A 23,681-nucleotide genomic window follows, 5' to 3' on the forward strand; every position below is an offset into this window, starting at 1 on the left:
CCCTTAAAAAAACAACACATGCATGGGGCCACTGAGATTTGAACTCAGGTCAGAAGACCCCCAGTCTCCTAGGATGGCCAGGCTACCCTATGGCCCCGTTCTCATACTATTGGACGATATCACTTATGTATCTTATCGTACGCGGACCGGCAGAAAAAAAGGAGGAAGAGTCCCCCAGTGACCTTGCAGAGGATCTTGGCCTTGAGCGCATCGGCCATCGATGAGAGCTCTGGGGTAACCACGAAGAATCACCCGGTCGGCAACCAGGAGCGGCACCACCTTCACGCCGGCGGGGCTTTCGTAGATCGCATCCTCGATATCCTCTATACCTGCAAGCACTTCATGGAGGGTGACCGGGAGTTGAATTTCGTGAAGTACCAGCATTCTTGGAGATTTCACAGAAACAGCGATATTATAGAAAGGCAAAAAACAATATGTATTTACGTTGCCATCGGGTATTATCAATTACACAGGGTAGTGCAGCGGGAGTAGCAGCATGTTGAAAGAGAAGATCTCTGCATTTATTGAAACGATTCGATCGATTGACGGGGTTGCAGCATGTGCCCTTGTATCCCGGGACGGGATAATTGCCGGCAAAAGTTTTGACCGCGAGCTCAACGAACCCTGGTTCGGGGCCCTTTCTGCAACCATACTTGCCTCTGCAGAATCTGTGGGCAGTATCATCAAGATGAAATCCATGATGTCGATCACCATCCGTGCCCAGGACTCGTCCATTCTCGTAATGGGGGCCGGAGAAAACTTCCTTATTGCCGCCATCGTAAACGAGAAGGCGGATCTTGGGAAAGTGCACTCAGAGGTGCTTCAGGTCGCCCGCAAAATCGGGGAGGCAATGTAATGTTCACCATCCTTGTTGTCGATGACAGCCCGTTTATTGTCGACGTTTTCGTCACCATGCTGGAACGCGGCGGGTACCGGACTGTCGCCGCTTACGGGGGAGAGGAATGCCTTGAGATCTTAAAAACAGTCACCCCGGATCTTATCCTGCTCGATATCATGATGGAACCGGTCGACGGTTGGGAGACCCTCGAACGGATCAAGGAGAACCCGGACACAAAAGAGATCCCGGTCCTGATGCTCACGGCAAAACAGCTCACTCCTGCAGAAGCACAGGAATACGGGATCTATATTGAAGACTATATCTTAAAGCCCATCACCCACCGCGAGCTCTACGATGCAATCGAGCATGTGCTCAGCCGCCGCCAGTCCATCAGATCCGACATGGACATGGCAAAACAGTCGGGATTCGACGACGAGATCATCAGCGAATATGCACGCCTGAGTAAAAGCATCGATGTGAACAAGCGCCTGATGAAGATCCTGCAAACCACGTATAACTTCAATGACTCGAAAGCCCGTATCAGCGACGAGATCTCCCGGGCGATAAAAAGCATGGAGATGAACATCACGTTCCAGGAAAACCGCTTCCAGCAGATCAAAGGGGAACTGTCCGGTTCCCCGTCTCCCAAATAATTCCTATTGTATGCCCGATTACACAGTTGAATAACTATGCGGGCACCTATCATCAGGGACCTTCCGATGCTGATGTTCTCGGCAAAGAAGATCACGCCGGAAAAAGCGCAGCCGCACTGCCTTAATATCGGGGATTTTGTCTCAAAACCGGTCAATCCCGCACAGCTTCCCGATGCGATCAAACGCGTCTTTGAGCAAAGAGCGAATGTTAACGTGGAGACGCTGGTGGCAAAGAATGCCGGCTTTGACGCAGGGCTCGTCGAGGAATATGTGGCACTCCGCAAGTTCATCGACGTGAACAAAAACCTGCGGAGGTCCTGAAAAATTCATGCGGCGTAAACAACCCGGGGCGTGTTGTCCCCGTGGATGATCCCGTCGCGATCCAGAACCTTGAAGCGAAGCTGCAGGCCGACGAACCGCGCCTGAAAGAGATCAATGAAAAATTCACCGAGATGGTATAACCCGGTACAGAGCATTCTGGTATCTGGTACAATGCTTGTACGTGTATATGCAGAATGTTTATATAGTTTTTTGGCATTGTTATAATGCTGTACATCTTGGTCTGTGTAGCAGGCCTTGGGTTCGTAGCTCAGTTCGGTAGAGCGCCTGGCTTTTAACCAGGTGGTCGGGGGTTCAAATCCCTCCGGGCCCGTTGCCACGAGTAATCGTGGGTTTTTTGCGGTGATGCATCTGAGAGGAAATCTGTTCATCTGTGAGGGGGTTTTTCATTGAGCACCAAACTTAATGTGTTGGAGCACGTGATGGTGCCTGATCATAAAATCATGAGCGAAGAGGAAGTATCGGAACTTCTCTCGCGCTACAACATTACAACCGAACAATTACCAAAAATCTACCATGACGATCCAGCCGTCAGGGAGATCGGCGCAAATGCCGATGATGTGATACGAATTATCCGGGCGAGTCATACGGCTGGCAGGGCCGAGGCATATCGTCTCGTGGTCAAGAGACCGAAAAAGTAATTCCGGGGTTGGTCAGTCTGATTGACAGAAGTATTTTATCGAGGGCATATTTTTCACGGGAGCATGTTGCGCGCCACCAGCTTGACTCCTTCAATTATTTCCTGAAACACAATCTCCAGAAAGTGGTCAACGAGCAGCGGGTTATTGAGACCGACATCGAGAACCGGGGCAAGAACAACGAGCCGGTCTGGGTGGAACTGGGCACAATCGAAGTAAAAAAGCCGCTCGTGCGGGAAGCGGACGGGTCGCAGGGGGAACTTTATCCCAGCGAAGCGCGGCTTCGCAACCTCACCTACGCGGCCCCCATCCAGCTCGGGCTTACGCTCGTGCACGGGGATGACCGGCAGGAGCCGATCATCACGACGATCGGGCAGCTCCCGATCATGGTCGGGTCGCTTGCCTGTAACCTGTACGGCATGGATGACGCCCAGCGCGTTTCCCATGGTGAGGATGCGTTTGACCCCGGCGGCTATTTCATCGTGAACGGGACCGAGCGCGTGCTCATGACTTTAGAGGACCTTGCGTCCAACAAGATCATGACCGAGTTCACCGAGCGCTACAACGAGCGGATCTACGTGGCCAAGGTGTTCTCGCAGTTCCGCGGGTACCGCGCACTGGTGGTTGTAGAGCGGAACAAGAAGAACCTCCTCGAGGTTTCCTTCCCGTCCGTTGCAGGCCACCTGAAGTTTGTTGACCTGATGCGGGCACTGGGCATGACAAACGACCAGGAGGTCGTGAACGCAGTCTCGGGTGATGAGGATATCCTGACGTTCATGATGCAGAACCTGGAAGAGAGCGAGTGCGACTCGGTCGATGGAGGCATCATGTACGTGGGCAAGAAGCTTGCCCCGAACCAGACCAAGGACTACCAGCGCAAGCGGGCAGAGTTCGTGCTGGACAACTACCTCCTGCCGCACCTCAACTATTCATTGCCGGTGAACCTCAAGGAAGGCGACGAGGGCTACCAGGAAGCGGTCCTCTCGGTCCGTCTTGCAAAGGCCCACTTCCTTGGCCGCATGGCGGAGGCCTGTTTCGACCTTGTGCTGAACAAGCGCAGGATCGATGACAAGGACCACTACTCGAATAAAAGGCTGAAACTCGCGGGCGACCTGATGGAGGACCTCTTCCGTATCTCCCTCAACCGGCTCACCCGGGATATCAAGTACCAGCTCGAGCGCGCCAGCATGCGCCACCGCGACCTCTCGATCGCGACCGCAGTCCGCGCCGATGTGCTGACCGAACGTCTCCTCCACCCGCTCGCCACCGGTAACTGGGTTGGCGGGAGGACCGGCGTTTCGCAGCTTCTCGACCGGGTCGACCACATGGCCGTGCTCTCGCACCTCCGCCGCGTGATCTCCCCGCTCTCCCGGTCACAGCCTCACTTCGAGGCTCGTGACCTGCACCCGACCCAGTGGGGCCGGATCTGCCCGAGTGAGACGCCCGAAGGGCCGAATTGTGGTCTTGTCAAGAACTTCGCCCAGATGGTGGAGATCAGCAAGGGTGTCGAGGATGAGGAAGAGATCATGCGCATCCTGCATAACCTTGGTGTCGAGCACATCCGGGGTGAGGTCTGATGAAGAAGTCACGCGTATTTGTTGACGGGGCACTGATCGGCCTCGTAGACGACCCGAAGACCCTGGTCGCCAATATCCGGAGCATGCGCCGGCAGGGAGCGATCTCGCCGGAAGTAAACGTCTCCCACAAGCAGTACAACGGCGATATCGTCATCCTGACCGACCGCGGCCGTGCACGCCGCCCCCTCATCGTCCTGAAAAACGGTGAACCGCTTATCAGCGATGACGATCTGGCACGCCTCGCGAAGAAGGAGATCGACATCGCCTACTTTGTTCAGCACGGGATGATCGAGTTCATCGATGCAGAAGAGGAGGAAGATCTCCTTATCGCCATGGATTTCTCAAAAGTGACCCCCGATCACACCCATCTCGAGATCGACCCCTCCCTGATCCTGGGTATCGGTGCGGCACACGTCCCGTTCCCCGAGCACAATGCAAGTCCCCGTGTCACGATGGGCGCAGGCATGGTCAAGCAGGCGCTCGGCTTCGGCGCGGCGAACATGAAGCTCCGCCCCGACACCCGTGGTCACCTGCTCCACTATGTGCAGAAACCGCTCACCCATACCCAGACCTCGGAACTGATCGGGTCGGACGACCGGCCCGCAGGCCAGAACTTCGTTGTCGCGATCCTCAGTTACGAAGGGTACAACATTGAAGATGCGCTCATCTTCAACAAGGCCTCGATCGAGCGCGGTCTCGGCCGGTCTCATTTCTTCAGGACCTACGAAGGCGAAGAGCGCCGGTATCCCGGCGGCCAGATCGACCGCATCGAAGTCCCCGAAGAGGACGTGGCCGGTGCCCATGGTGCCGAGTCGTACAAGAACCTTGACGAGGACGGCGTCATCAACCCCGAGACCGTTGTCGCGGAGAAGGACGTGCTGATTGGTAAGACCTCCCCGCCCCGGTTCCTCGAGGAGCCCTCCGGGGAACTGATCGCAGTCGAGAAGCGTCGCGACACATCTGTCACGATGCGCAGCAACGAACACGGTATTGTCGACACGGTCATCATCACCGAGGGAGAGAACAGTTCACGCCTCGTGAAGGTCCGTACCCGCGACCTCCGTGTGCCGGAAGTCGGCGACAAGTTCGCGTCCCGGCACGGGCAGAAGGGTGTTGTTGGTCTCATCGCCCACCAGGAAGACATGCCCTTCACCGAGAGCGGCCTCACCCCCGACCTCGTCATCAACCCCCACGCGATCCCGAGCCGCATGACCATCGGGCACATGCTCGAGATGATCGGTGGCAAGGTCGGCGCCCTTGAAGGCCGGCGCATCAACGGCACGGCATTCCGTGGCGAGAGCGAGGCGGACATCCGTTCCTCCTTAAAGAAACTCGGTTTCTCCCACAACGGCCGCGAGCTCATGTATGACGGCATCACCGGCAAGGTCTTCAAGGCCGATGTCTACATCGGCGTGATCTACTACCAGAAGCTCTACCACATGGTCTCGTCCAAGATGCACGCACGGTCCCGCGGACCGGTGCAGGTGCTGACCCGTCAGCCGACTGAAGGCCGTGCCCGTGAAGGCGGTCTCCGGTTCGGTGAGATGGAGCGGGATGTCATGATCGGCCACGGTGCCGCCATGGCCCTCAAGGAACGCCTGCTCGACGAGTCGGACAAGGTGAACGAATATGTGTGCGCCCACTGCGGCATGGTTGCCATGCTCGACCGCAAGCGCAACATGACCCGCTGCCTTGCCTGCGGCAACGAGACCGATATCTACTCGGTCGAGATGAGCTACGCGTTCAAGCTCCTGCTGGACGAGATGAAGAGCATGGGTATCGCCCCAAGACTGAGATTACAGGACGTGGTGTAACATGCCATCCCCAAAACGAATAGGACAGATCGAGTTCGGCCTGTTATCCCCCAAGGAGATCCGCGAGATGAGCGTCCGGAAGATCATCTGGGCGGACACCTACGATGATGACGGGTTTCCCTACCCGCAGGGCCTCATGGACTTAAACCTCGGGGTCATCGACCCCGGTCTCCGGTGCAAGACCTGCGACCAGAAGGCCAGTGAGTGCCCCGGGCACTTTGGCCACATCGAGCTCGCCAAGCCCGTCATCCATGTCGGCTACACGCGGCTGATCAGGAAACTCCTGCGTGTCACCTGCCGTGCCTGCGGCCGGGTGCTCTTAAGCCCCGAGGAGGTCGAGAAAGTGGTCGGTACCGAAGATGACCAGACCGGCGACCTGCTCTCGGAAAAGGATGTGAAAAAGGAGCGCGTCTGCCCCCACTGCGGCGAACAGCAGCTCAAGATCAACTTCGAGAAGCCGACGACTTTTTCGGAAGTCGTCATCGAGGATGGCAAGAAGGTGGAGCACAAGCTCACCCCTGCCGACATCCGCGCCCGGATGGAGAAGATCCCGAACGAGGACTTAATCCCGCTCGGTATCAACCCGGACGTGGCCCGCCCCGAGTGGACGATCCTCACCGTGCTGCCGGTTCCGCCGGTCACGATGCGGCCGTCCATCATTCTCGAGAACGGGCAGCGGTCCGAAGACGACCTCACCCACAAGCTCGTGGATATCATCCGTATCAACCAGCGGTTCAAGGAGAACCAGGATGCAGGCGCCCCCCAGCTGATCATCGAAGACCTCTGGGAACTCCTGCAGTACCATGTTACTACCTACCTCGACAACGAAGTCGCCGGCTGTCCCCCGGCCCGGCACCGAAGCGGCCGGCCCTTAAAGACGCTCTCGCAGCGTCTCAAGGGCAAGGATGGGCGGTTCCGTGGCTCACTCTCGGGTAAGCGTGTGAACTTCTCGTCCCGTACCGTCATCTCCCCGGACCCGAACCTCTCCGTAGCACAGGTCGGCGTCCCGCGGGCAGTGGCAAACGAGATGACGATTCCCGTCCGGGTCACCACCTATAATATCGAGGAACTCCGGCAGATCGTCCGGACCGGTCCTCTCCGCCCTGATGTCAACGCACCCTGCGGCGCGAACTACGTGATCCGGCCCGACAACCGCCGGCTCCGGCTTGGTGCCGACAACCTTGACACCGTTGCCGACATGATCGAGCCCGGCTATACCGTGGAACGCCAGCTCCGCGATAACGATGTCGTGCTCTTCAACCGTCAGCCCTCGCTGCACCGCATGAGTATCATGGCCCACCGCGTCAAGGTGATGGAAGGCAGGACCTTCCGGCTCAACCCGGCCGTCTGCCCGCCCTACAACGCCGACTTCGATGGCGATGAGATGAACATGCACGTGCCGCAGACTGAGGAGGCCCGGGCTGAGGCAACGATCCTCATTGCCGTGCAGGAGAATATCCTCTCGCCCCGTTTCGGCGGCCCGATCATCGGCGGGATCCACGACCATGTCTCGGGTATCTTCATGCTGACGCATGATATGCGCTGGTTCAAGAAGGATGAGGCGCTCTACCTCCTCCGGTATACCGGTATCGAGCGCATGCCCGAGCCCGGCAAGGTGGAGGACGGCGTCGAATACTGGAGTAACAAGCAGGTCTTCTCGGTTATCCTCCCGGAAAACCTCAACATGGTCTTCAAGGCCAGTTCCTGCCTGAACTGCGATGTCTGTAAAAAAGAGCAGTGCGAGCGGGATGCGTATGTGCGCATCATCGATGGCAAGCTCCAGATGGGGACCATCGACAAGAAAGCGATCGGTGCATTCGACGGCCAGATCGTCAACCGCGTCATCCGCCAGCAGGGCATGAAGCGGGCGACGAAGTTCATCGATGACCTGACCAAGCTCTCGATCCGTGGGATCATGCTCGACGGGTTCTCGTTTGGTATCGACGATGAAGACCTCTCCAAGACCGAGTACGGCCAGATCGACGACGTGCTGAAGAATGCAGCGCTCGATGTCGATCGCCGCATCAAGATCTACGAGGACGGCCAGCTCGAGCCGATGCCCGGGCGTACCGTTGAGGAAACCCTCGAGATGCAGATCATGCAGGTGCTCGGGAAGGCCCGTGACCTGACCGGTCAGATCGCCGGCCGTCACCTCGGTCTCGGGAACAGCGCCGTCGTCATGGCGGTCTCCGGTGCCCGGGGTTCGATGCTGAACCTGACCCAGATGGCCGGTTGTATCGGCCAGCAGTCCGTCCGTGGTGAGCGTATCGTCCGTGGTTATGATGACCGGACGCTCCCGCACTTCAGGAAAGGCGACCGCGGCTCGGATGCCCACGGGTTCATCCAGCACAGCTACAAGGGCGGGCTCAACCCGACCGAGTTCTTCTTCCATGCGATCGGTGGCCGTGAAGGGCTTGTCGATACGGCAGTCCGTACGTCTCAGAGCGGGTACCTCCAGCGCAGGATGATCAACGCGCTGCAGGACCTCAAGGTCGCATACGACGGTACCGTGCGGTCGACCGGCGGCAGGATCATCCAGTTCGAATACGGTGAGGACGGGACCGACCCGACAAAGAGCGCATTCGGCGACCCGGTCGATGTCAAGGGTATCGTCGAGGCAATTCTCAAGGAGGAGGTATAACATGGTGCTCGCTGACAAGTTCAACAAGAAAATCGAGGCAGCTGCCCTCCCCCAGAAGACAAAAGATCAGCTCCGAAAGTTCCTTGCCGAAAAGGAGATCACCGACACCCAGTTCAAGCAGATCCTTGAGCGTGTCAACGCCGAGTACCAGAGCACCCGGATCGAGGCATGCGAGGCAGTGGGCATCATTGCGGCCCAGTCGATCGGGGAGCCCGGCACACAGATGACGATGCGGACATTCCACTATGCGGGTGTCGCCGAGATCAACGTTACACTCGGTCTCCCGCGTCTCATCGAGATCATGGACGCACGGAAGGAGCCCAGCACGCCGACCATGACCGTCTTCCTTGAGCCGGAGTACGGCATTGACCGGGACAAGGCCCGGGAAGTCAGCTGGCAGATCGAGGCAGCCCCGCTCCACGAGTTCGGCGACATCACCACGGACATGGAGAACATGCACGTGGTCGTGCACCTGAACACCAAGGTCTGCGACAAGCGCAAGATATCCCCCATGGAGATCATGGAAGCGGCGCCCAAGAAGATTCGCGAACGCCGGCACTACCGGGATTTCGAACACGATATCGACGAGTCGTCTGCGACGATCATCTTCTCTCCCAAGGACAAGGAGAGTTACCAGAACCTCTTCCAGCTCGCCGAGCACGTCAGGAACGTGATCGTGCAGGGCATCGATGACATCCTCCGGGTTGTCGTCAGGAAAGAGACCGGGGAGTATATACTTTATACTGAAGGATCCAACCTTAAGGATGTATTTGATGTCGCTGGTGTGGACACCACGAGAACCCGCACCAACAACATCAGCGAGATCGCGCAGGTCCTCGGTATCGAGGCAGCGAGAAATGCCGTCATCCACGAAGCGGTTTCCACGCTCAACGAGCAGGGTATCCTCGTCGATGTCCGGCACCTCATGCTCGTCTCCGACATGATGTGCATGGAAGGCGAAGTCAAGCAGATCGGCCGTCACGGTATTGCGGGCGAGAAGGAGAGCGTCCTCTCCCGTGCCGCGTTCGAAGTGACGGTCAACCACCTGCTCGATGCGGCCGTCGCAAATGAAGTTGACGAACTGAGCGGCGTGACCGAGAATGTCATCGTCGGCCAGCCGATCCAGCTGGGAACCGGCGATGTGAAACTGATCGCAGTCAGACAACACGACAATTGAAACTTGAAAAACCTACGAGGAATTGTACATGGATTTTAATGCATCACTCAGAAGAGCTATCAAGACAGGAAATGTCATCCTTGGCCAGAACAACACCGAAAAGTGCATCAAAGAGGGCAAGGCCCAGATGATCGTCGTGGCAGGCAACTGCCCGTCGGCCTTCACCTCTAAACTTACCGCTTACGAGAACCTCTTCATCCACACCTTTGAAGGCTCGAGCGTGGCGCTCGGCAAGGCCTGCGGTAAGCCGTTCATGGTCAGCACGCTGGCCATCATCAGCCCGGGCGAGTCAGACATTCTCTCTCTCAAGAGGGCCTGAACCGAGGGTATACCATGGTAGAAGTGAAACTGACCGAAGACTGTATGCGCCTCATCTCCCAGTTCGAGAGCCTTACCGGCGCGGGGAGCCGTGACTGTGTCGTGGACGACCGTAACGGGCGTCTCATCTTCGTGATCAACCCCGGCGACATGGGGCTTGCCATAGGCAAGAAAGGCGCCTCGATCAAGAAGGCATCGGAAGTGATGGGCAAGAAGATCGAGGTCGTGGAATACAACAGCAACCCGGAACAGTTCATCAAGAACTGCTTCCTGCCGGCCCAGGTCACCTCCATCCTGTTCGAAGGCGAGCCCGACCAGCAGACCGCGACCGTGGAAGTCCGGGACGAGGACCGCGGCATTGCAATCGGCAAGGATGGCAAGAACATCTTCAAGGCAAAGAAACTGGCGCTGCGCCAGCACAATATTGCCGATGTCCAGATTCTCCAGAAACCCATGGACAGCCAGCCAGCGGATGAGCAGAGCCAGTTGTAAATTTCTCTTCTCTTTAAGTTTTGCTGAAATTCTAGCCCCGAGAGGGATGTTCTGCAAGGCGATTCAAAGTTATTGATTTTCACCTTATTTATAAGAGGTAATACCTCACTATCGCTTTTTGGGCATGCCACAGCGGCGGGGTCCGAGTGGTTCATCAGAACCGCGAGGATGAGAAGAACTCATCAGAGTTCTTCGAAGTAGGCCTGATATGTCAAAGAGCCTGATGGCTCTTCTCCTGTCTCATCTCTGATGAGATTCGATCCCCCCTAGAGCGTTAAAATTATTCAAAAGTATCTAGATCGTAAAAACGGGCCTGGGGGGATTTGAACCCCCGACATCCGGGTTAGAAGCCCGGCGCTATGTCCAGGCTAAGCCACAGGCCCACCTGTGCCAGTAACATTCGTCCTTGTTGATAATTAATCTGTTTCCTGCCCGGGGCAGGAGGCAAAAGAGGGCGGGGACGTATTGCTTCTTCTCGATGATGCGGCCCAGCCTTTTTGTGATGTGCTCCAGTTTCTCCTCGTTCGACGGGATCTCCCCGTGGGAGAGCCCGAACCAGGTGCCTGTATACCCGATGCCAAACATCGCGATGGAGAACATGGAGGGGCCAGGCTCATGGCAGACGGTCATCATGGAGACGCTTTAGATGATCAAGTCGACGCCGGCACGGCAGATCAGGATCACGAACACGACCTGTGCGCAGTCCTTCATGCCGCAGGTTGCATCTCTCCGGGAAGCCGTTTCCCTGCAGGGGTATCAGTCCAGTCAGACTCACTCCGGTATTATGAAACCTGTCTGAAAAAAGGGTGGCGGACAACCTCACGGCCGGCTCCTGCCACCGGTCTTATGCGCAGCTCTTCCCGGTGATGTAGATGAGCCTGACGTGGTCGAATGAGGTGGTATTCGTGGTGCGGTTATGGAGCGGGAAGTCCGCATTCACGCTCAGGTTCTGCACGTTCTCCACCTTCACCACCGACCACGTCATGCCCCGGGGCAGCAGGTACTCCCGCTCGTCTTCGTTGATATACAGCGCATGGTCCCCCGGGTCCCGCCGGAGGACGAGCATGTTCCGGTACCCATCCGGGCTCCGCAGGCCGAACGCGTCCAGGGAGAACGTGATGTCGTATGAAGTGGAGGCAAAGGCGGGCTCCCGGTATTCCGAGGTGTTCAGGACCGTGCCGGCAACAGAGGGATTGATCCCCCGGAAGAGGGTCATGCCATGCATCAGCGTCGACTGCTGCTCGGCAGTGTCGAGACTGTGCTCGATGAAGGTGAAGAATACCCGGTGCTCTTCCGGGTAACCGGACTTACCCCCGGCAGTCGTTCGCTCGTATCCCCGGAACTCCGTGGTGTTGTCCATGAACCCGGGGGACATCCACCAGGCAACCGAGGCCTCGACCGGCTCGGAAAACCCACGGTCGGTGTAATTCACGCGGTCAGCTGCCGGTGGCCGGGCCATGACGAGCGTTTCGCGGTCAAGCGCTTCCGTAGCCGGCGGCGTCACGGGTGCCGCCCCGATCACCGACGGGCATACACTTCCCGGTAGCGCAAGGGAAGAGGCACCGGAATACCCCGGAAAACCCGTTGCCGCAGCGGGCTGTTGCGCAGATTGGAGGTATGGTGCCGTGCCCGGGCCGGATGTGAGGACGGAAAATGCCAGCACTCCGCAGAGGATCACGATGCAGAGCAGGGCAATCCAGAAGGGAACGGATGCCGTGGTCTTCTTGTCGGCGCTCATCCGGGTATCACGAACCAGTGATGGTAACCCGGGGGAAATAAAGGAATAGGGATTATGACAGCCGGATGGTTGATCCCCCCATGGCGGCACTCAAATAAATTTAACAAAATATATGAGGTGTGGTTTGTAAGTTCTTTCCGGTATTTGTATCAGGGACGTATCTCTATGAAGAAATCATACCTTATTGCCTGCATGTTCCTTCTGATCCTGCTGCTCCCGGCGGTAGTGTCTGCCAATCCTGCACCGACTGTCACATCGATATATCCCGCTATTGGCATCAATACGGGAACCGTGAGTATAACCAGCCTCGTCGGAACCGGTTTCAATTCCACCGGGACAACCACGGTTATGCTCGTGATGTCCGGGCAGACGAATATACAGGCAACGAGCGTGACTGTTGTGTCAGCGACCCAAATCAACTGTACCTTTGATCTCACCGGAAAAACAGCGGGCCTCTGGAATGTTGTGGTCACCAACCCGGATAGCCAGCAGGTGACACTCACCTCCGGTTTTATGGTTAAAAATCCCGCACCGACCATTACGATCGTCCTGCCTGGTTCCGGGTACAACAGCAGCAGCGTCAGTAACGTTGTTATCTCCGGTACCGGTTTCTCGACCTCCGGTGCCACGGTCGTGCTTGCACAATCCGGGCAGACCAATGTCACCGGGACCATCGTTTCCGCGACATCCACGCAGCTCACTTGTACGTTCCCGATCACGGGGATTCAGGCCGGCAGTTGGGATGTGATTGTCACGAACGCTGACGGCCAGTCAGTCACACGGTCCGGCGGTTTTGCGATCCTCTCCTCCACAAGCGCGATTACTCTCTCCTCTATTGCCCCGACCGAAGCCCTCACCAACACCACAGTCTCCATCACCAGCCTAACCGGCACCAACTTCCAGAGTTCTGCATCCCTCCTCCTGAGACGGGCCGGTTACAACGATATATATGGCACGGTCAGTACCCTTTCATCAACAGCAATCACCGGCACGTTCAACCTGACCAATCAGGCACCCGGCGATTATCAGGTCTGCGTGATCAACCCGAACTCGGATGCGGTCTGTGGCCTCACCTTCACCATCGATTCAGATGAGATCACCAATGGCAGCATCTATTTCGAGACCAATCCTTCCGGTGCAAGCGTGTACGTGGACAACACCTACAAAGGGACGACCATCTTCACTCTCTCCAACGTTGTCCCGGGCTACTACAAGGTGCTGATAGAGGAGAGCGGGTATCATTCCTACACCGAGACTGTCAAGGTGACCTCAGGAACAAAGAGTACGGTCTATGCGAAACTTGTGGCTTCCGAGACCGAAACCGCGACCACGGTCCCGACCACGACCATGACAACCAAGGCAACTATTACGAAAAAGTCCACCGTCAAAACACCCACGCCGTGGCCAACAGATACAACGACACCTGCATCTCCTGTGGGGACACCTGCGATCATCTGCGCGATCGGCCTGGCGTTCCTTGCCCTCCGGAAGCGCTGATCGTTTTTTTTTTTAAAAGAGATTTTTTTCCCGCGTGCTACCCGGCGTGGTAACACGAGGACTTGAGGACTTCGACTTCCGTCGGTTTGGTCAGGCCCTCGTGGTAGACGGCTTTTATCACCGAGGAGGAGCAGAACCTGACCTGCACCCGTGCGGACATCCGTTCCCGTTCCTCGTAGATCATGCCGTGGGAAAACTCCACGATCCGTTTCATGGCGAGGTTCGTGGAGAGGAGGAAGACGCAGATCCCCGCATCGCCCGGCGAGAGGTCCTCGACATCAGTCGAGGTCATGAAGATATGGGTGTCGGGCCCCGGTTCGACAGCAGCGATGGTCACGATGTTGTGGGTGCTCTGCAGCTCGATGGTCCTCGGCCTGCCCGACCTGAGGTCCTGGATGATGTCGGGCGAGATGCTGGTTAATGCGGCGCACTTCATGTCAGGTCACCCGTACATCGGCAGGTCTTTTTTCGGGCCGGCATCTGCGGACTGCTGCACTTCCTCGGCGAGTTTTCCCATGCTCTGCTCGATCTCCACGGCCTGCTCGATCAGCGGCTGGATATCGAGGGCAAGCTTGTACATCTTGTTGAGGACCTCGATAGTCGCGGCGGATGCCCGGGGGTCGGGGGCGTTGATGGTCTCTCCCAGCAGCCCGATGGCAGGAATGTTCCGGGCCTTGCACTCCGTAAGGATACTCGACGCAATCCCCGAGATGCTCCCGATAGGGAGGACGAGGGTGTGGTCCTGGATCCGCTGGAGCGCTTCCGGTGTCGTGGCCACGCCAAAGACCCGTTTTTCCGGCTCATTGGTCACAATGCCTGCGATGGTCAGGACCTCTTTTGGCTTAAACGGCTCCAGCCACGCCATGATCGCGCTTGCGATCTCGTAACAGATCGGGGGGGCGATCGGGATATCGGCAACGATCGCGGCGATCGCATAGTCGCCGGTGTTCTTGGCATACACGCGGACGGGATCGTTGATGAGCCCCTTGTTCATCATGGCAAGCGGCGGGAAGTAGCGCGAGTTCATGGAGCCGATCTGCTCGAATTCGAGCTGGTCCACCATGTACTGGAGGGCGATGGTGCCGACAAGCCCGCTTCCCGGGAAACCCATGAGGACTGCCCCGTTAGCCGGAAGCGGCTTTGATGTGATATTGAGATCCTTTCTCGGGGCAAAACTGCCAAGGTCCTCGTGAACCGCGTCGATCCGGGCGAGGATCTTATCACAACACTCTGAAGAATCTGCCGTCATTAGATTAACATACACTAACGTACTAAAAAAGTATATGCAAGAGTATCCCATCAAGCGCGGGCTGACCAAGGATCTCGACACACGGGCAGTTGCAGAACTGAAGAACTGTTTTGGGAGGGAGCCGGAGAAGACGGCAAAGGGCTACCGGATCGCATTCGGTGCCATCAAGCGGCTGGATGTGAACCCCGCGACCGACGGGAAGTCCATTGTCATCGATACCGAATCGGACGTGACGGCTGCGGATGAAGTGATCATCGACACCAACAAGCGGTTCCGCAAGTTCCTCGATGCGATCACCGGTTTCACCACCAAGGAACGGGTCAAGCGGGCGAAGAGCACGGCAGGGGAATAGCCTCCGGCTCTCGCGGTTCCCGGTATCCCGCCGCGTCCGGTCGGCAGCCTTTCACTCCCGGAACCTGATCAGTTCGGTGGTTTTGTACTGCAGGGAAGAGGATTTCCCGGCAGTGCCCGCGGTGGTGAAGAAGCGCACCCCTCCCGCCGCAACGCAGAGCCTGGAATCTCGCATCTTTTTTAATTCATGCACAATTGACGGTGATTACGAAAAAAATATTTCATGCAGAACACGCTGAACTACGTCGTAGGCTTTGTCGTTGGCTTTGTCGTTGGAACTGTGGCAGGCTTTGTCGTTGGCTTTGTCGTTGGAACTGTGGCAGGTTTTGTTGCAGGCTTTGTTGTTGGAACTGTGGCAGGTTTTGTCGTTGGATGCGTTGTTGGTTTTGTTGCAGCTGCTGTTGATGTACTTGCAGAATTTTTGGAAAATAATTTCATGAACGCCGGATAAAGCATGACTCCCAATAAAATAATAGTTATTATTAATAACGCTATTAATAATGAAATAATAATTTTTTTCTCGTTATTAGAATCTATCAGATCCATACAAACTCTCAGTCAATTTTGCTATTAAACTCACCTGAATTTATTCTGGTCATATTTTATCTGGAAAATGCATAAAAAAAAGTGAGGGAAAACACGTAGTCCTCCGATTCGTTAGAGGAACATATACGGGAAATGTTTCTGATGTCACACAATAAAATATTTTTAAAAAACAGGGTGGAACATCCCCGGCGGGATGGTTATGCCTCTCTATCTCAACACGTATTCCCCGCTACCGACCATTCCTTCGGGCGATATACAGTGCACCGCCAATCGCCGGGACAACGGTCCACGCGTTAATCGGTGATCTTTTCGTGGCGGCTGGTACAGCAGTCTGTGTTTCCTGAACTGTCTCTGTAACAACAGGGGTTGGTGTGGCGACTGTTGCTGCAGTCGTCTGCGGCACCGGGTTGAGCGTTGCAGCGATAAAGATGGTGTCAGAAACGGTATCTCCGGCAGTAATGCCGAGGAGGCTCAGCCCGTACAGTTTGTACTGGTCCGCCACCGCGATCCTCGTCCCGTCCCTGCTTACAGCAAGCGTCCGCGGCTGGATGCGCCCGGTGAATTTCTGCTGGGTCAGGAGGTTGCCACTATGGTCCAGGATGAAGACGGTGCCGTCGTTTGCGCCGACGGCAATGACGGACCCGCTCCGGGATGCCGCGACGGCATTTGCCCATTGCCCGGTCGGGTACGTCCAGTGGGTCTTGCCGTACCGGTCGACGGCCCGTACCGTGTTGTCCTGGCTCCCGACAACGATGAGGGAGCAGTCTTCATTGCAGGCCACGTCATTGATGGCCGTATCCGTCACATCGGTCTGCCAGTTGAGCGTTCCGGTGCTGGTATGCGAGGAGAGACGTGCCCCGCCGGAGGTGATGATGGTCGAGCCATCGTCCGAGATGATGATAGAGTCGTCAAGGCTTCCCGACCGGTTATCGCTCCAGACCGGGTTGAGCGCAGGGGTAAAGTAGCGTATTCCCCCTTCCGTTGTTGCAACGACAAGATCTCCCGTGGGCGAGATGGCCACCCGTTTCACGAGATCGGTCTGGTTCCTGCCATAAAAATCACCGTTGGGTCCCCACGAGTTGTAATTGCCCTTGTCATCGGCGGAGATGACAAAGGTGCCGTTGGGTGAAACCGCGACGGCCTTGATCTGCCCGTCCATGGTCCTCGACCAGAGCTGGGTGCCGCTGCTGTTCAGCAGCGTGACGGTACTGCCGGAGCTCGTGACCACGTAGTTGCCGTCCACACTTATGGCCGCGACGAACCCGGGCTGCCCTCCCCAGTGGAATGTGCCGTCCCAGCTGCGGACCAGCATCTGGCTGCCCCCGGTGTAGACCAGGGACGCATTCGGCGTCAGCGTGATACCGGAGAACACGTTATCAGCGAGGACCGGTGATTGTTTCCAGTCGATTCCAAGGCTGATCCCCGCCACCGTCCCGACAAGGCACGCGGCAAGGAGCAGGCCAGTTACCAGCAGATGGACCCGGTAGCGTGTAATCATGGAGTGTCCTGAAGAAGCGTATCATGCGCCGGGATATCTTATTTGTGGAACCACGCGGTTATATCAATGGAAGGTTGCCCTGGTATGAGGGCTCCACGGTCCCGGGACGGTCCATGCCCATCGTACTCCCCGAACCGCACCGGATTCCGGTTTCGGATCCCGGAAAAAGAGGATTATTCGATGATGATCGCCGGCTTGAACGGCAGGGCGGTGAGGGCCTTCACCTGGCTGCTTCCTTCCGCCTCGACAATGTGGACCGGCACACCGAACTCCTGCTCGAGGAAAGCCTTCGCGGACTCGAAGACCGCCTGCTCGTTGATGGGTCCGCGGGCGAGCGGTTCGACCACGTGCGGGGGCAGGCGGTGGATGAGGGTGGTGCACTGCTTCGCCGCATCGGTCGCGTCCCGACCGCGTTTCCGCATGGACTCGTCCTTCATGATCTCCTTGATCACGGTGTTCCTGTCGCTCGCCTTCGCGATCGTGCGGAAGATCTCGTGCTTCCACTCCGGGGCAAGGGCGATCGTGATCGACGTGGGCGTGAGCTGGATCAGCTTCTTGATCGACTCGATGTCCTCGACCGTCCGGGCGAGGAGTTCCTCGGCCAGTTCGGCCTTCTCGTTGACGAGCTTCTGGTCGGCAACGGGCCAGGGGGCGAACGAGACGAGGCCTTCGCCCGCGAGTTCCTTCCAGAGGTGCTCGCCCGTGAACGGGATGAACGGGGCGAGGAGACGGACCCAGGAAGAGCAGAGCTCGTGGAGTTCCCTGCTGCCGTCGCAGTCTTTCGGAAGGCGCCGGCGGTACCACTTCAGGTCGTTCTCGATCCCGAAGTAGGCCTCCTGCAGGGCCTGCCGGGTCTGGAAGTTGTCGAGGGCCTCGGTGGTCTTTGCAATATGCGACTGGAGCCGGCTCGCGAGCCAGCGGTCGATGTCGTGCGGCTCGCCGGTCGCGTCCTTCGTCTCCATCACGGTGTTGTAGAAGCGCTCGATCTGCTTCTTCGTGGAGAGGACGAGCTCGTTCCGCCAGTCAAAGTCCTGCCATGGCTCGGCGCTGCCCATCAGGAACATCCGGACGGTGTCGGCCCCGAACTCCTGCACGGCATCTTCGAGCAGGAAGACGTTCCCCTTCGAGGAGGACATCTTGGCGCCGTTCAGGAGGCCCATGCCGAAGACGACCATGCCCTTCGGGAGCTTGTCCTTCGGGAAGATCGTGACATGGTGGAAGAGCTGGAAGGTGAGGTGGTTGGAGATGAGGTCCTTTGCCGAGAACCGGAAGTCGTACGGGTACCAGTAGAGGAACTCCTCCCGCATCGCGTCGAGCTTCTTCTTCTCGGGGAGGTCCGGGGACTTCTTCCCGAGGAAGATGTAGTCGAAGACCTCGGGGGTGAGGAGCTTGGAGTCAATGTCCCGGATCTTATGGGCGATCGTGTAATACGCCATGTAGATGGTCGAGTCCGAGAGCGGCTCGATCAGCTGCTGCCTGTCCCACGGGAACCGGGTGCCAAGCCCGACCCGCCGGGTGCAGGCCCAGTCCTTGAGCCAGTCCACGGTGCGGTCGAACTCGACCCGGACCTCGGGGGGCACGAGGGTCATGTCCTTCAGGTGGTCGGAGACCTGCTGCTTCCAGGCCGGGTCGCTGTACTTCAGGAACCACTGGTCGTGGAGGATCTTCACCTTCACCTTGTTCCCGCAGCGGCAGACGACCGGCCGGATGTCGAACTCGTACATGACAACCGAATCGTACTTCTCGGTCATGAGGGCGGCGACTTCGTCGCGGGCGACCCGGACCGGCTTGCCGCCGTACTTCTCGAAGAGTCTGCCTTTCGAGAACTCAGCGGAGTAGATCTCCTGCGTGAGGGCGTCCATCCGGCTGTCCATCTGGTTGGCGATGCCGGCCTTCTCGACCGCAGACTGGGCCGGGACCTCGCCATAGCCCTCGACCTTGATCAGCGGGATCGGTTTGATCTGCGTGTACTTCCCGGCCTGCTGGAGGTCGCGGAGGGCGATGTAGTCGAACGGGGCGTGGGCGGGGACGCTCATCACCATGCCGGTTGCCATGTCGGGGTCCACGAACTCTGCCGGAAGGATGGTGATCTCACCGCAGAGCGGGTGGCTGACCTTTTTGTCGATAAGGTCGCTCCCCTTGATCTCATCCCTGATCTCGACCTCATGGTCCTGGAGGGTGAGCTTCTCGGCCGCTTCCTTCGAGACGATCCAGGCCTTGCCGTCCACGAGCGCCTTCACGTAGGTGACTGCCGGGTTTGCCCAGAGGTTCGTGACCCCGTGGATCGTCTCGGGCCGGAGGGTCGCGGTCGGGATGAAGGCGTCGCCGTACCGGAACATGATGAGGGTGAACTTGATCACTTCTGCCTTGTCGCCTTCAAGGAGGTCGTGGTCGCCGACCGGGTTGTCGTCCACCGTGCAGTACCGCACCGGGTGGACGCCCTTGATCACGTGGCCTGCCTCGTAGAGGTGCTTCCACTGCCACTCGATGAACTTCGAGTAGGTCGGGTCGACGGTGATGAACCGGCGGCGCCAGTCGATGGAGAGGCCGCACGAGGTCATGACCCGCTGGTACTCGGCGGCGAAGTGCCGGACGATGGTCAGCGGGTCGGTAAACTCGTCGAGCACGTTCTGCGGGACCTTGTACAGGTCGCGGTAGAGGTGGATCGTCTTCGGGTCCTTGTTGGCGATCCGTTTCGAGATGCCGACCACGGGAGCGCCCGTGACGTGGAACGCCATAGGGAAGAGCACCTGCCGCCCCCGCATCCGCCAGAACCGTGCGATGACGTCCGGCACGATGTAGGTCCTGCCGTGCCCTACGTGCATTGCCCCGCTCGGGTACGGGAACGCGACATTCAGGTAGTATTTTTCCAGGCGGGAGGGATTGGACTCAAAGGCATGGGTCCACTGCTCGTGCGCCTCTTCTTCAAATGCCAAAAGATCGAATTCACTCAATTGTGTTCACCATCCAAAAGAGGGGTTGTGGTTATACCGGCCTCAGCTTGATGACCTCGTTGTTCGTGTAACGCTTGATCATCTCCTGGGCAATGCTCGAGTTCTTCGCGAGGTGGATCTCGCCGGTCTCGTTCACGGTCGCGGTAAAGAGGTACTCTTTCCCGGCAAAGACGTCCACGATCTTGCCGCTGTCGCTTGGGGCAACGATCGTGAGCTGCTTCTTGTCGGTCTGGATCTTGATGCCGCCGCCGAGGTTGTACTCCTCATCGCCCCGGGGGGCTTGCGCCTGCTGGCGGTCGAACTCGGAGCGGGGCTTGATGTCGATCCCGATGCCGAGCTTGTTGACGATCGCGGAGACGTTCTTGCCGCCCTTGCCGATCGCGGCGGGGACGTCCTTGTCGTCGATGTAGACCACGGCCTTCGTGTCGGAAAGCATCTGGACGTCCACGAAACCTTCCGTGTACCGCCCGATCTCGTGCTGGATCTCCTTCTCGTTGAGCTTCCAGCCGGGCCGCTCGTCGCTCTCCTTCTCCCGCTCCTTCCGGGCGGGTTCAGCCGGGGCTGCCGGCGCCCTCATGGGTTCGCGGGGGGTGACCGGCTGGCCCACGTGCTGCACCTGGAGCGGTGCAGGACGGGCTGCCGTAATCGTCATGACCGGCATCACGATGGTCTCGCCATCGTACCGGAAGATGTCGAGGGTCAGTTCTCCGGTCTCGTGGTCGCTGACGGTCGTGACGGGCCGGAGGTGCATCTCGCCGCCCATGCCCTCGGGGACCTTGATGGTGAACCCGATGTCATAGACCTTCGTGATGACGCCCTGCTTCAAGAAGATGATCGTGTTGACTACCTGCGAGAGAACGGAGAAGTCCACGCGGTCGCTGAACCGCTGGACTGCGTCCTGCACGCCGTTTGCGTGGATGACCCCGACCATGCCGAGGCCTGCGAGGCGCATGTCGGCAAAGACACTGAAGTCCTCGGCCTTCCGGAGCTCGTCGAAGATGACGAAGTCGGGCCGGACGAGGAGGAGGACGTCGGCGGTGTTGGCCATGCTGCCGTCGAGCATCGTGTACTGCGTGATCTGGTCGGGGACCTGGAGTTCCCGGGGGGCTTCCATGGTCTTGACCACGAAACCGCTGTCGGAGAGGAAGGTCGCGAGGCTCTGGGCGAGCGTGGTCTTGCCGGCACCGGGGGCGCCGACGATGAGCATGCCCCGTTTCTCGCTGAGGATCCTCTTCGTGATGATATCGGATTTCGTGTAGTCTTTCAGGGTCACGTCAACGATCGGGCGGACGGCGGTGATCTCCATGCCGTCCGAGAACGGGCGGCGTGCGATCGCGATCCGCATGGAGCCGATCTGGACGACCGTGATGCCCCGCTTCTCGACCTCGATGAAGCCGTCGGGGTCCCGCTTCGCCCGCTCGAGGATCTCCTGCGCCATCATCCGGAGTTCGTACTCGCTCGTGGGCGCTTCGCGGATCTTCACGAGTTTCATGTCGCTGATGGTGCCTTTCTTGGCCATCGGCGATATCCGCTCTTTTAAGTACACGGCGATCGTGTGCTCGTCGAAGAACTGGTCGATGGCGAGCGGGACAAAATCCGTGATCTGGGGTTTTAAGTAGATGACATCGAGCCCCTTTGCCCGTGCCACTTCGGCCTGCACGTTGTCGCTCGTGATGAACCGTGCAGCATTCTCAATCGCGATGCTTCTGATCATCGCATCGATCTCGCCGCCGCTTGCCAGTTTCACCTGTTCAAGCGTGGGGCGTATACCGGAGAATTTCAGTTCTATGGTCTTCTCTTCGGCCATTTTGCACAGTTGCTGCAGTTCGTTTAAGCCCGAGAACCCTATTTCGCGTCCGTTGTTCGCCTGGGCCTCGAGTTCTGCAATCACTGCTTCCGGGACGATTATTGTTGCACCCTTGTATTCACCGGCCTTTATCATCGAAGTTATGCGCCCGTCAATAAGGACGCTCGTATCTGGTACTAAAATCATATCGGTATCCTCTCGTATGGTGTTTTATCGTATGCTATACCTATGGTATGCTATACTATTCTCGTGGGGGAATACGCAGCACGTATTCCCTGTTCATGTGCCGGCCCGCTGTTACGACGTGCAGCACATAGTATTCAACGATGCACGATCGTTGATGGGTAAGATATATGACCACAGGGTTTATAAATGGTGAGGGGCTGCACCCCGTTGGTGCGGTCCCGAACCATGAGAAGAACGCGAAGCGTTCTTCGAGTCGCGAGGGGTTCGAAGCGTGAACGGGAGTGGGGAATAGGGGTTTAAAAAATAGAAAATGGCAACATGATGAAAATAGTTTTACTGGTTTTTCAGAACATTTTCTTCGTAAAACTCTTTAGTTTTTTTAATTCTCACACTCATAGGTGGATGCGTTGATTCGAAAGATAAAAATTTTAGTGCATTACACACTTTTTTCAACCATTTTTTTAAGAAACAAAAAAATGATTTAGGATTGCAGTAACAGTTCGCCATTACTGCCCTTTCCATAATCTCGTATGCTTTTAAGTCCGGAAAATTTTCCAACATTTTTCTAGCTGCATACATATCGGCGTTATACTCACTTCGATGACTATCATCAGGAGTATTAATATCATTATTATTAACAGGGTTATCATTCCAATCGATTCTTTCAAATTGGAACCTCATATGCCCCTCTTCATGCAATAGAATCCAAACAATTTGTTCTTCATTCAAAAATTCAAGTAAGAATGGATCATATTCAATGAAACCACTCCGTCTATTTGCAGTAAATGTACAACAATCAATGCTAAATTTTGGTATTGATCTTATCTTTCGTTTTCTGTTAATACATTGAAATGGCGGATCTTGCAGTTTTTGAAATAATCTGAATAATTTATCATTATCCATTTTTTCACCAAATTCCTACACCCACCTATTATCTGTAAAATAAAAAGGATATCTCAATCTTTTTTATAAGGCTAATCTTTGTATTTATTGATCAAATCAAAAACTGGGTATTAATCTCATTTCGCGTCTCCCCATCACAACCTATTTCGTCCCTAACCCCCGATTCAAGCATAATGCACCGTTGCCATTTTTGCGGGAAAATTCTCCATGAAATTCCGTATAAGTGCCGGCGGTGCGGGCATAGTTTTTGCTCGGATCATCACCTGTCCGAGAACCACCACTGCTCTAGGCATTACTATCACGAACACAAGCCCAATCACCGAGTCTGCGAAAACTGCGGGGGTGATTTAACGGGGCTTTCTTTCACCTGCAACCGATGTGGTATCTTCCTGTGTGAGAACTGCCATCTGCCGGAGAATCACAGATGTACCGGCATTCATATCGGTAGTAAACCGGTAAAACCCC

22 protein-coding genes, 3 tRNA genes and 1 pseudogene are annotated in these 23,681 nt (G+C 56.9%); 14 read left to right on the top strand and 12 right to left on the bottom strand.

All coding sequences use genetic code 11. The features are described from left to right. Positions 1 to 23 precede the first annotated feature (23 nt). Both ABSG49_RS10035 and ABSG49_RS10040 read right to left on the bottom strand, forming a co-directional pair. A tRNA-Pro gene (locus ABSG49_RS10035) sits at positions 24 to 97 on the bottom strand. Between the two features lie 22 nt (positions 98 to 119). Further along, a complete protein-coding gene (locus ABSG49_RS10040; RefSeq protein ID WP_424025994.1) occupies positions 120 to 242 on the bottom strand; it encodes a hypothetical protein in 123 nt (40 codons plus the stop codon). Between the two features lie 254 nt (positions 243 to 496). Between ABSG49_RS10040 and ABSG49_RS10045 the strand changes: the two genes are divergently transcribed. From ABSG49_RS10045 to ABSG49_RS10095, 11 genes and pseudogenes are all read left to right on the top strand, one after another. Further along, positions 497 to 856, top strand: coding sequence for a roadblock/LC7 domain-containing protein (locus tag ABSG49_RS10045; protein WP_424025995.1), 360 nt, complete (start codon positions 497 to 499; stop codon positions 854 to 856). After that, the gene (locus tag ABSG49_RS10050) at positions 856 to 1,491 is read left to right on the top strand and encodes a response regulator (RefSeq protein WP_424025996.1); all 636 of its coding nucleotides are present in this window, start codon (positions 856 to 858) and stop codon (positions 1,489 to 1,491) included. The genes ABSG49_RS10045 and ABSG49_RS10050 overlap by 1 nt, the downstream gene beginning before the upstream one ends. A gap of 72 nt (positions 1,492 to 1,563) precedes the next feature. Continuing rightward, a pseudogene (locus ABSG49_RS10055) lies at positions 1,564 to 1,952 on the top strand (hypothetical protein). A gap of 117 nt (positions 1,953 to 2,069) precedes the next feature. Continuing rightward, positions 2,070 to 2,143, top strand: a tRNA-Lys gene (locus tag ABSG49_RS10060). 76 nt (positions 2,144 to 2,219) lie between these two features. Then, complete coding sequence (locus tag ABSG49_RS10065) at positions 2,220 to 2,471, top strand: DNA-directed RNA polymerase subunit H (RefSeq protein WP_424025997.1); 252 nt, start codon at positions 2,220 to 2,222, stop codon at positions 2,469 to 2,471. A gap of 17 nt (positions 2,472 to 2,488) precedes the next feature. Continuing rightward, on the top strand, positions 2,489 to 4,045 hold the full coding sequence (locus ABSG49_RS10070; protein WP_424026022.1) for a DNA-directed RNA polymerase subunit B'': 1,557 nt from the start codon (positions 2,489 to 2,491) through the stop codon (positions 4,043 to 4,045). After that, on the top strand, positions 4,045 to 5,859 hold the full coding sequence (rpoB, locus tag ABSG49_RS10075) for a DNA-directed RNA polymerase subunit B (RefSeq protein ID WP_424025998.1): 1,815 nt from the start codon (positions 4,045 to 4,047) through the stop codon (positions 5,857 to 5,859). Before ABSG49_RS10070 ends, rpoB begins: the two co-directional genes overlap by 1 nt. Position 5,860: 1 nt before the next feature. Then, positions 5,861 to 8,500, top strand: a complete 2,640-nt coding sequence (locus ABSG49_RS10080; protein ID WP_424025999.1) for a DNA-directed RNA polymerase subunit A' — start codon at positions 5,861 to 5,863, stop codon at positions 8,498 to 8,500. A 1-nt stretch (position 8,501) separates the two neighbouring features. Then, positions 8,502 to 9,677, top strand: a complete 1,176-nt coding sequence (rpoA2, locus tag ABSG49_RS10085) for a DNA-directed RNA polymerase subunit A'' (RefSeq protein WP_424026000.1) — start codon at positions 8,502 to 8,504, stop codon at positions 9,675 to 9,677. Positions 9,678 to 9,705: 28 nt separating this feature from the next. Then, positions 9,706 to 9,996 (top strand): 50S ribosomal protein L30e, encoded by a 291-nt coding sequence (locus tag ABSG49_RS10090; RefSeq protein ID WP_424026001.1) that lies wholly within the window; start codon positions 9,706 to 9,708, stop codon positions 9,994 to 9,996. A 14-nt stretch (positions 9,997 to 10,010) separates the two neighbouring features. After that, positions 10,011 to 10,487 carry a NusA-like transcription termination signal-binding factor gene (locus ABSG49_RS10095; RefSeq protein WP_424026002.1) on the top strand — a complete coding sequence of 159 codons (477 nt, stop codon included), beginning with the start codon at positions 10,011 to 10,013 and terminating at the stop codon, positions 10,485 to 10,487. 308 nt (positions 10,488 to 10,795) lie between these two features. On the opposite strand, the gene ABSG49_RS10100 is transcribed toward ABSG49_RS10095, so the two are convergent. The 3 genes from ABSG49_RS10100 to ABSG49_RS10110 all read right to left on the bottom strand — a co-directional run bounded on the left by ABSG49_RS10100 (position 10,796) and on the right by ABSG49_RS10110 (position 12,225). After that, positions 10,796 to 10,870, bottom strand: a tRNA-Arg gene (locus ABSG49_RS10100). Beyond that, positions 10,845 to 11,120, bottom strand: a complete 276-nt coding sequence (locus ABSG49_RS10105) for a hypothetical protein (protein ID WP_424026003.1) — start codon at positions 11,118 to 11,120, stop codon at positions 10,845 to 10,847. The genes ABSG49_RS10100 and ABSG49_RS10105 overlap by 26 nt, the downstream gene beginning before the upstream one ends. 211 nt (positions 11,121 to 11,331) lie before the next feature. Then, complete coding sequence (locus tag ABSG49_RS10110) at positions 11,332 to 12,225, bottom strand: ADP-ribosyltransferase family protein (RefSeq protein ID WP_424026004.1); 894 nt, start codon at positions 12,223 to 12,225, stop codon at positions 11,332 to 11,334. A 165-nt stretch (positions 12,226 to 12,390) separates the two neighbouring features. On the opposite strand from ABSG49_RS10110, the gene ABSG49_RS10115 reads away from it, so the two are divergent. Next, complete coding sequence (locus tag ABSG49_RS10115) at positions 12,391 to 13,722, top strand: PEGA domain-containing protein (RefSeq protein WP_424026005.1); 1,332 nt, start codon at positions 12,391 to 12,393, stop codon at positions 13,720 to 13,722. Between the two features lie 37 nt (positions 13,723 to 13,759). On the opposite strand, the gene ABSG49_RS10120 is transcribed toward ABSG49_RS10115, so the two are convergent. Together ABSG49_RS10120 and ABSG49_RS10125 are read right to left on the bottom strand one after the other, a co-directional pair. Then, a complete protein-coding gene (locus ABSG49_RS10120; RefSeq protein ID WP_424026006.1) occupies positions 13,760 to 14,158 on the bottom strand; it encodes a DUF473 domain-containing protein in 399 nt (132 codons plus the stop codon). 6 nt (positions 14,159 to 14,164) lie between these two features. Continuing rightward, positions 14,165 to 14,971 carry a proteasome assembly chaperone family protein gene (locus tag ABSG49_RS10125; protein WP_424026007.1) on the bottom strand — a complete coding sequence of 269 codons (807 nt, stop codon included), beginning with the start codon at positions 14,969 to 14,971 and terminating at the stop codon, positions 14,165 to 14,167. A 34-nt stretch (positions 14,972 to 15,005) separates the two neighbouring features. Here ABSG49_RS10125 and ABSG49_RS10130 point away from each other — a divergent pair, with 34 nt between their 5' ends. Then, positions 15,006 to 15,323, top strand: a complete 318-nt coding sequence (locus ABSG49_RS10130; protein WP_424026008.1) for a DUF5611 family protein — start codon at positions 15,006 to 15,008, stop codon at positions 15,321 to 15,323. Positions 15,324 to 15,374: 51 nt separating this feature from the next. On the opposite strand, the gene ABSG49_RS10135 is transcribed toward ABSG49_RS10130, so the two are convergent. Then, entirely contained in the window at positions 15,375 to 15,497 is a 123-nt protein-coding gene (locus ABSG49_RS10135; protein WP_424026009.1) for a hypothetical protein, read from the bottom strand. A gap of 48 nt (positions 15,498 to 15,545) precedes the next feature. Here ABSG49_RS10135 and ABSG49_RS10140 point away from each other — a divergent pair, with 48 nt between their 5' ends. Then, entirely contained in the window at positions 15,546 to 15,773 is a 228-nt protein-coding gene (locus ABSG49_RS10140) for a hypothetical protein (RefSeq protein WP_424026010.1), read from the top strand. A gap of 324 nt (positions 15,774 to 16,097) precedes the next feature. Here ABSG49_RS10140 and ABSG49_RS10145 read toward each other — a convergent pair whose 3' ends face one another. From ABSG49_RS10145 to ABSG49_RS10160, 4 genes are all read right to left on the bottom strand, one after another. After that, a complete protein-coding gene (locus ABSG49_RS10145; protein WP_424026011.1) occupies positions 16,098 to 17,366 on the bottom strand; it encodes a WD40 repeat domain-containing protein in 1,269 nt (422 codons plus the stop codon). A gap of 173 nt (positions 17,367 to 17,539) precedes the next feature. Further along, positions 17,540 to 20,320, bottom strand: a complete 2,781-nt coding sequence (gene leuS, locus ABSG49_RS10150) for a leucine--tRNA ligase (RefSeq protein WP_424026012.1) — start codon at positions 20,318 to 20,320, stop codon at positions 17,540 to 17,542. A 31-nt stretch (positions 20,321 to 20,351) separates the two neighbouring features. Continuing rightward, positions 20,352 to 22,313, bottom strand: coding sequence for a PINc/VapC family ATPase (locus ABSG49_RS10155; protein WP_424026013.1), 1,962 nt, complete (start codon positions 22,311 to 22,313; stop codon positions 20,352 to 20,354). A 333-nt stretch (positions 22,314 to 22,646) separates the two neighbouring features. Beyond that, complete coding sequence (locus ABSG49_RS10160; RefSeq protein WP_424026014.1) at positions 22,647 to 23,216, bottom strand: phage exclusion protein Lit family protein; 570 nt, start codon at positions 23,214 to 23,216, stop codon at positions 22,647 to 22,649. Positions 23,217 to 23,681: the final 465 nt, after the last annotated feature.

Origin of the sequence: Methanoregula sp. (assembly GCF_049510175.1) — an archaeon.
Classification (GTDB): Archaea; Halobacteriota; Methanomicrobia; order Methanomicrobiales; family Methanospirillaceae; genus Methanoregula.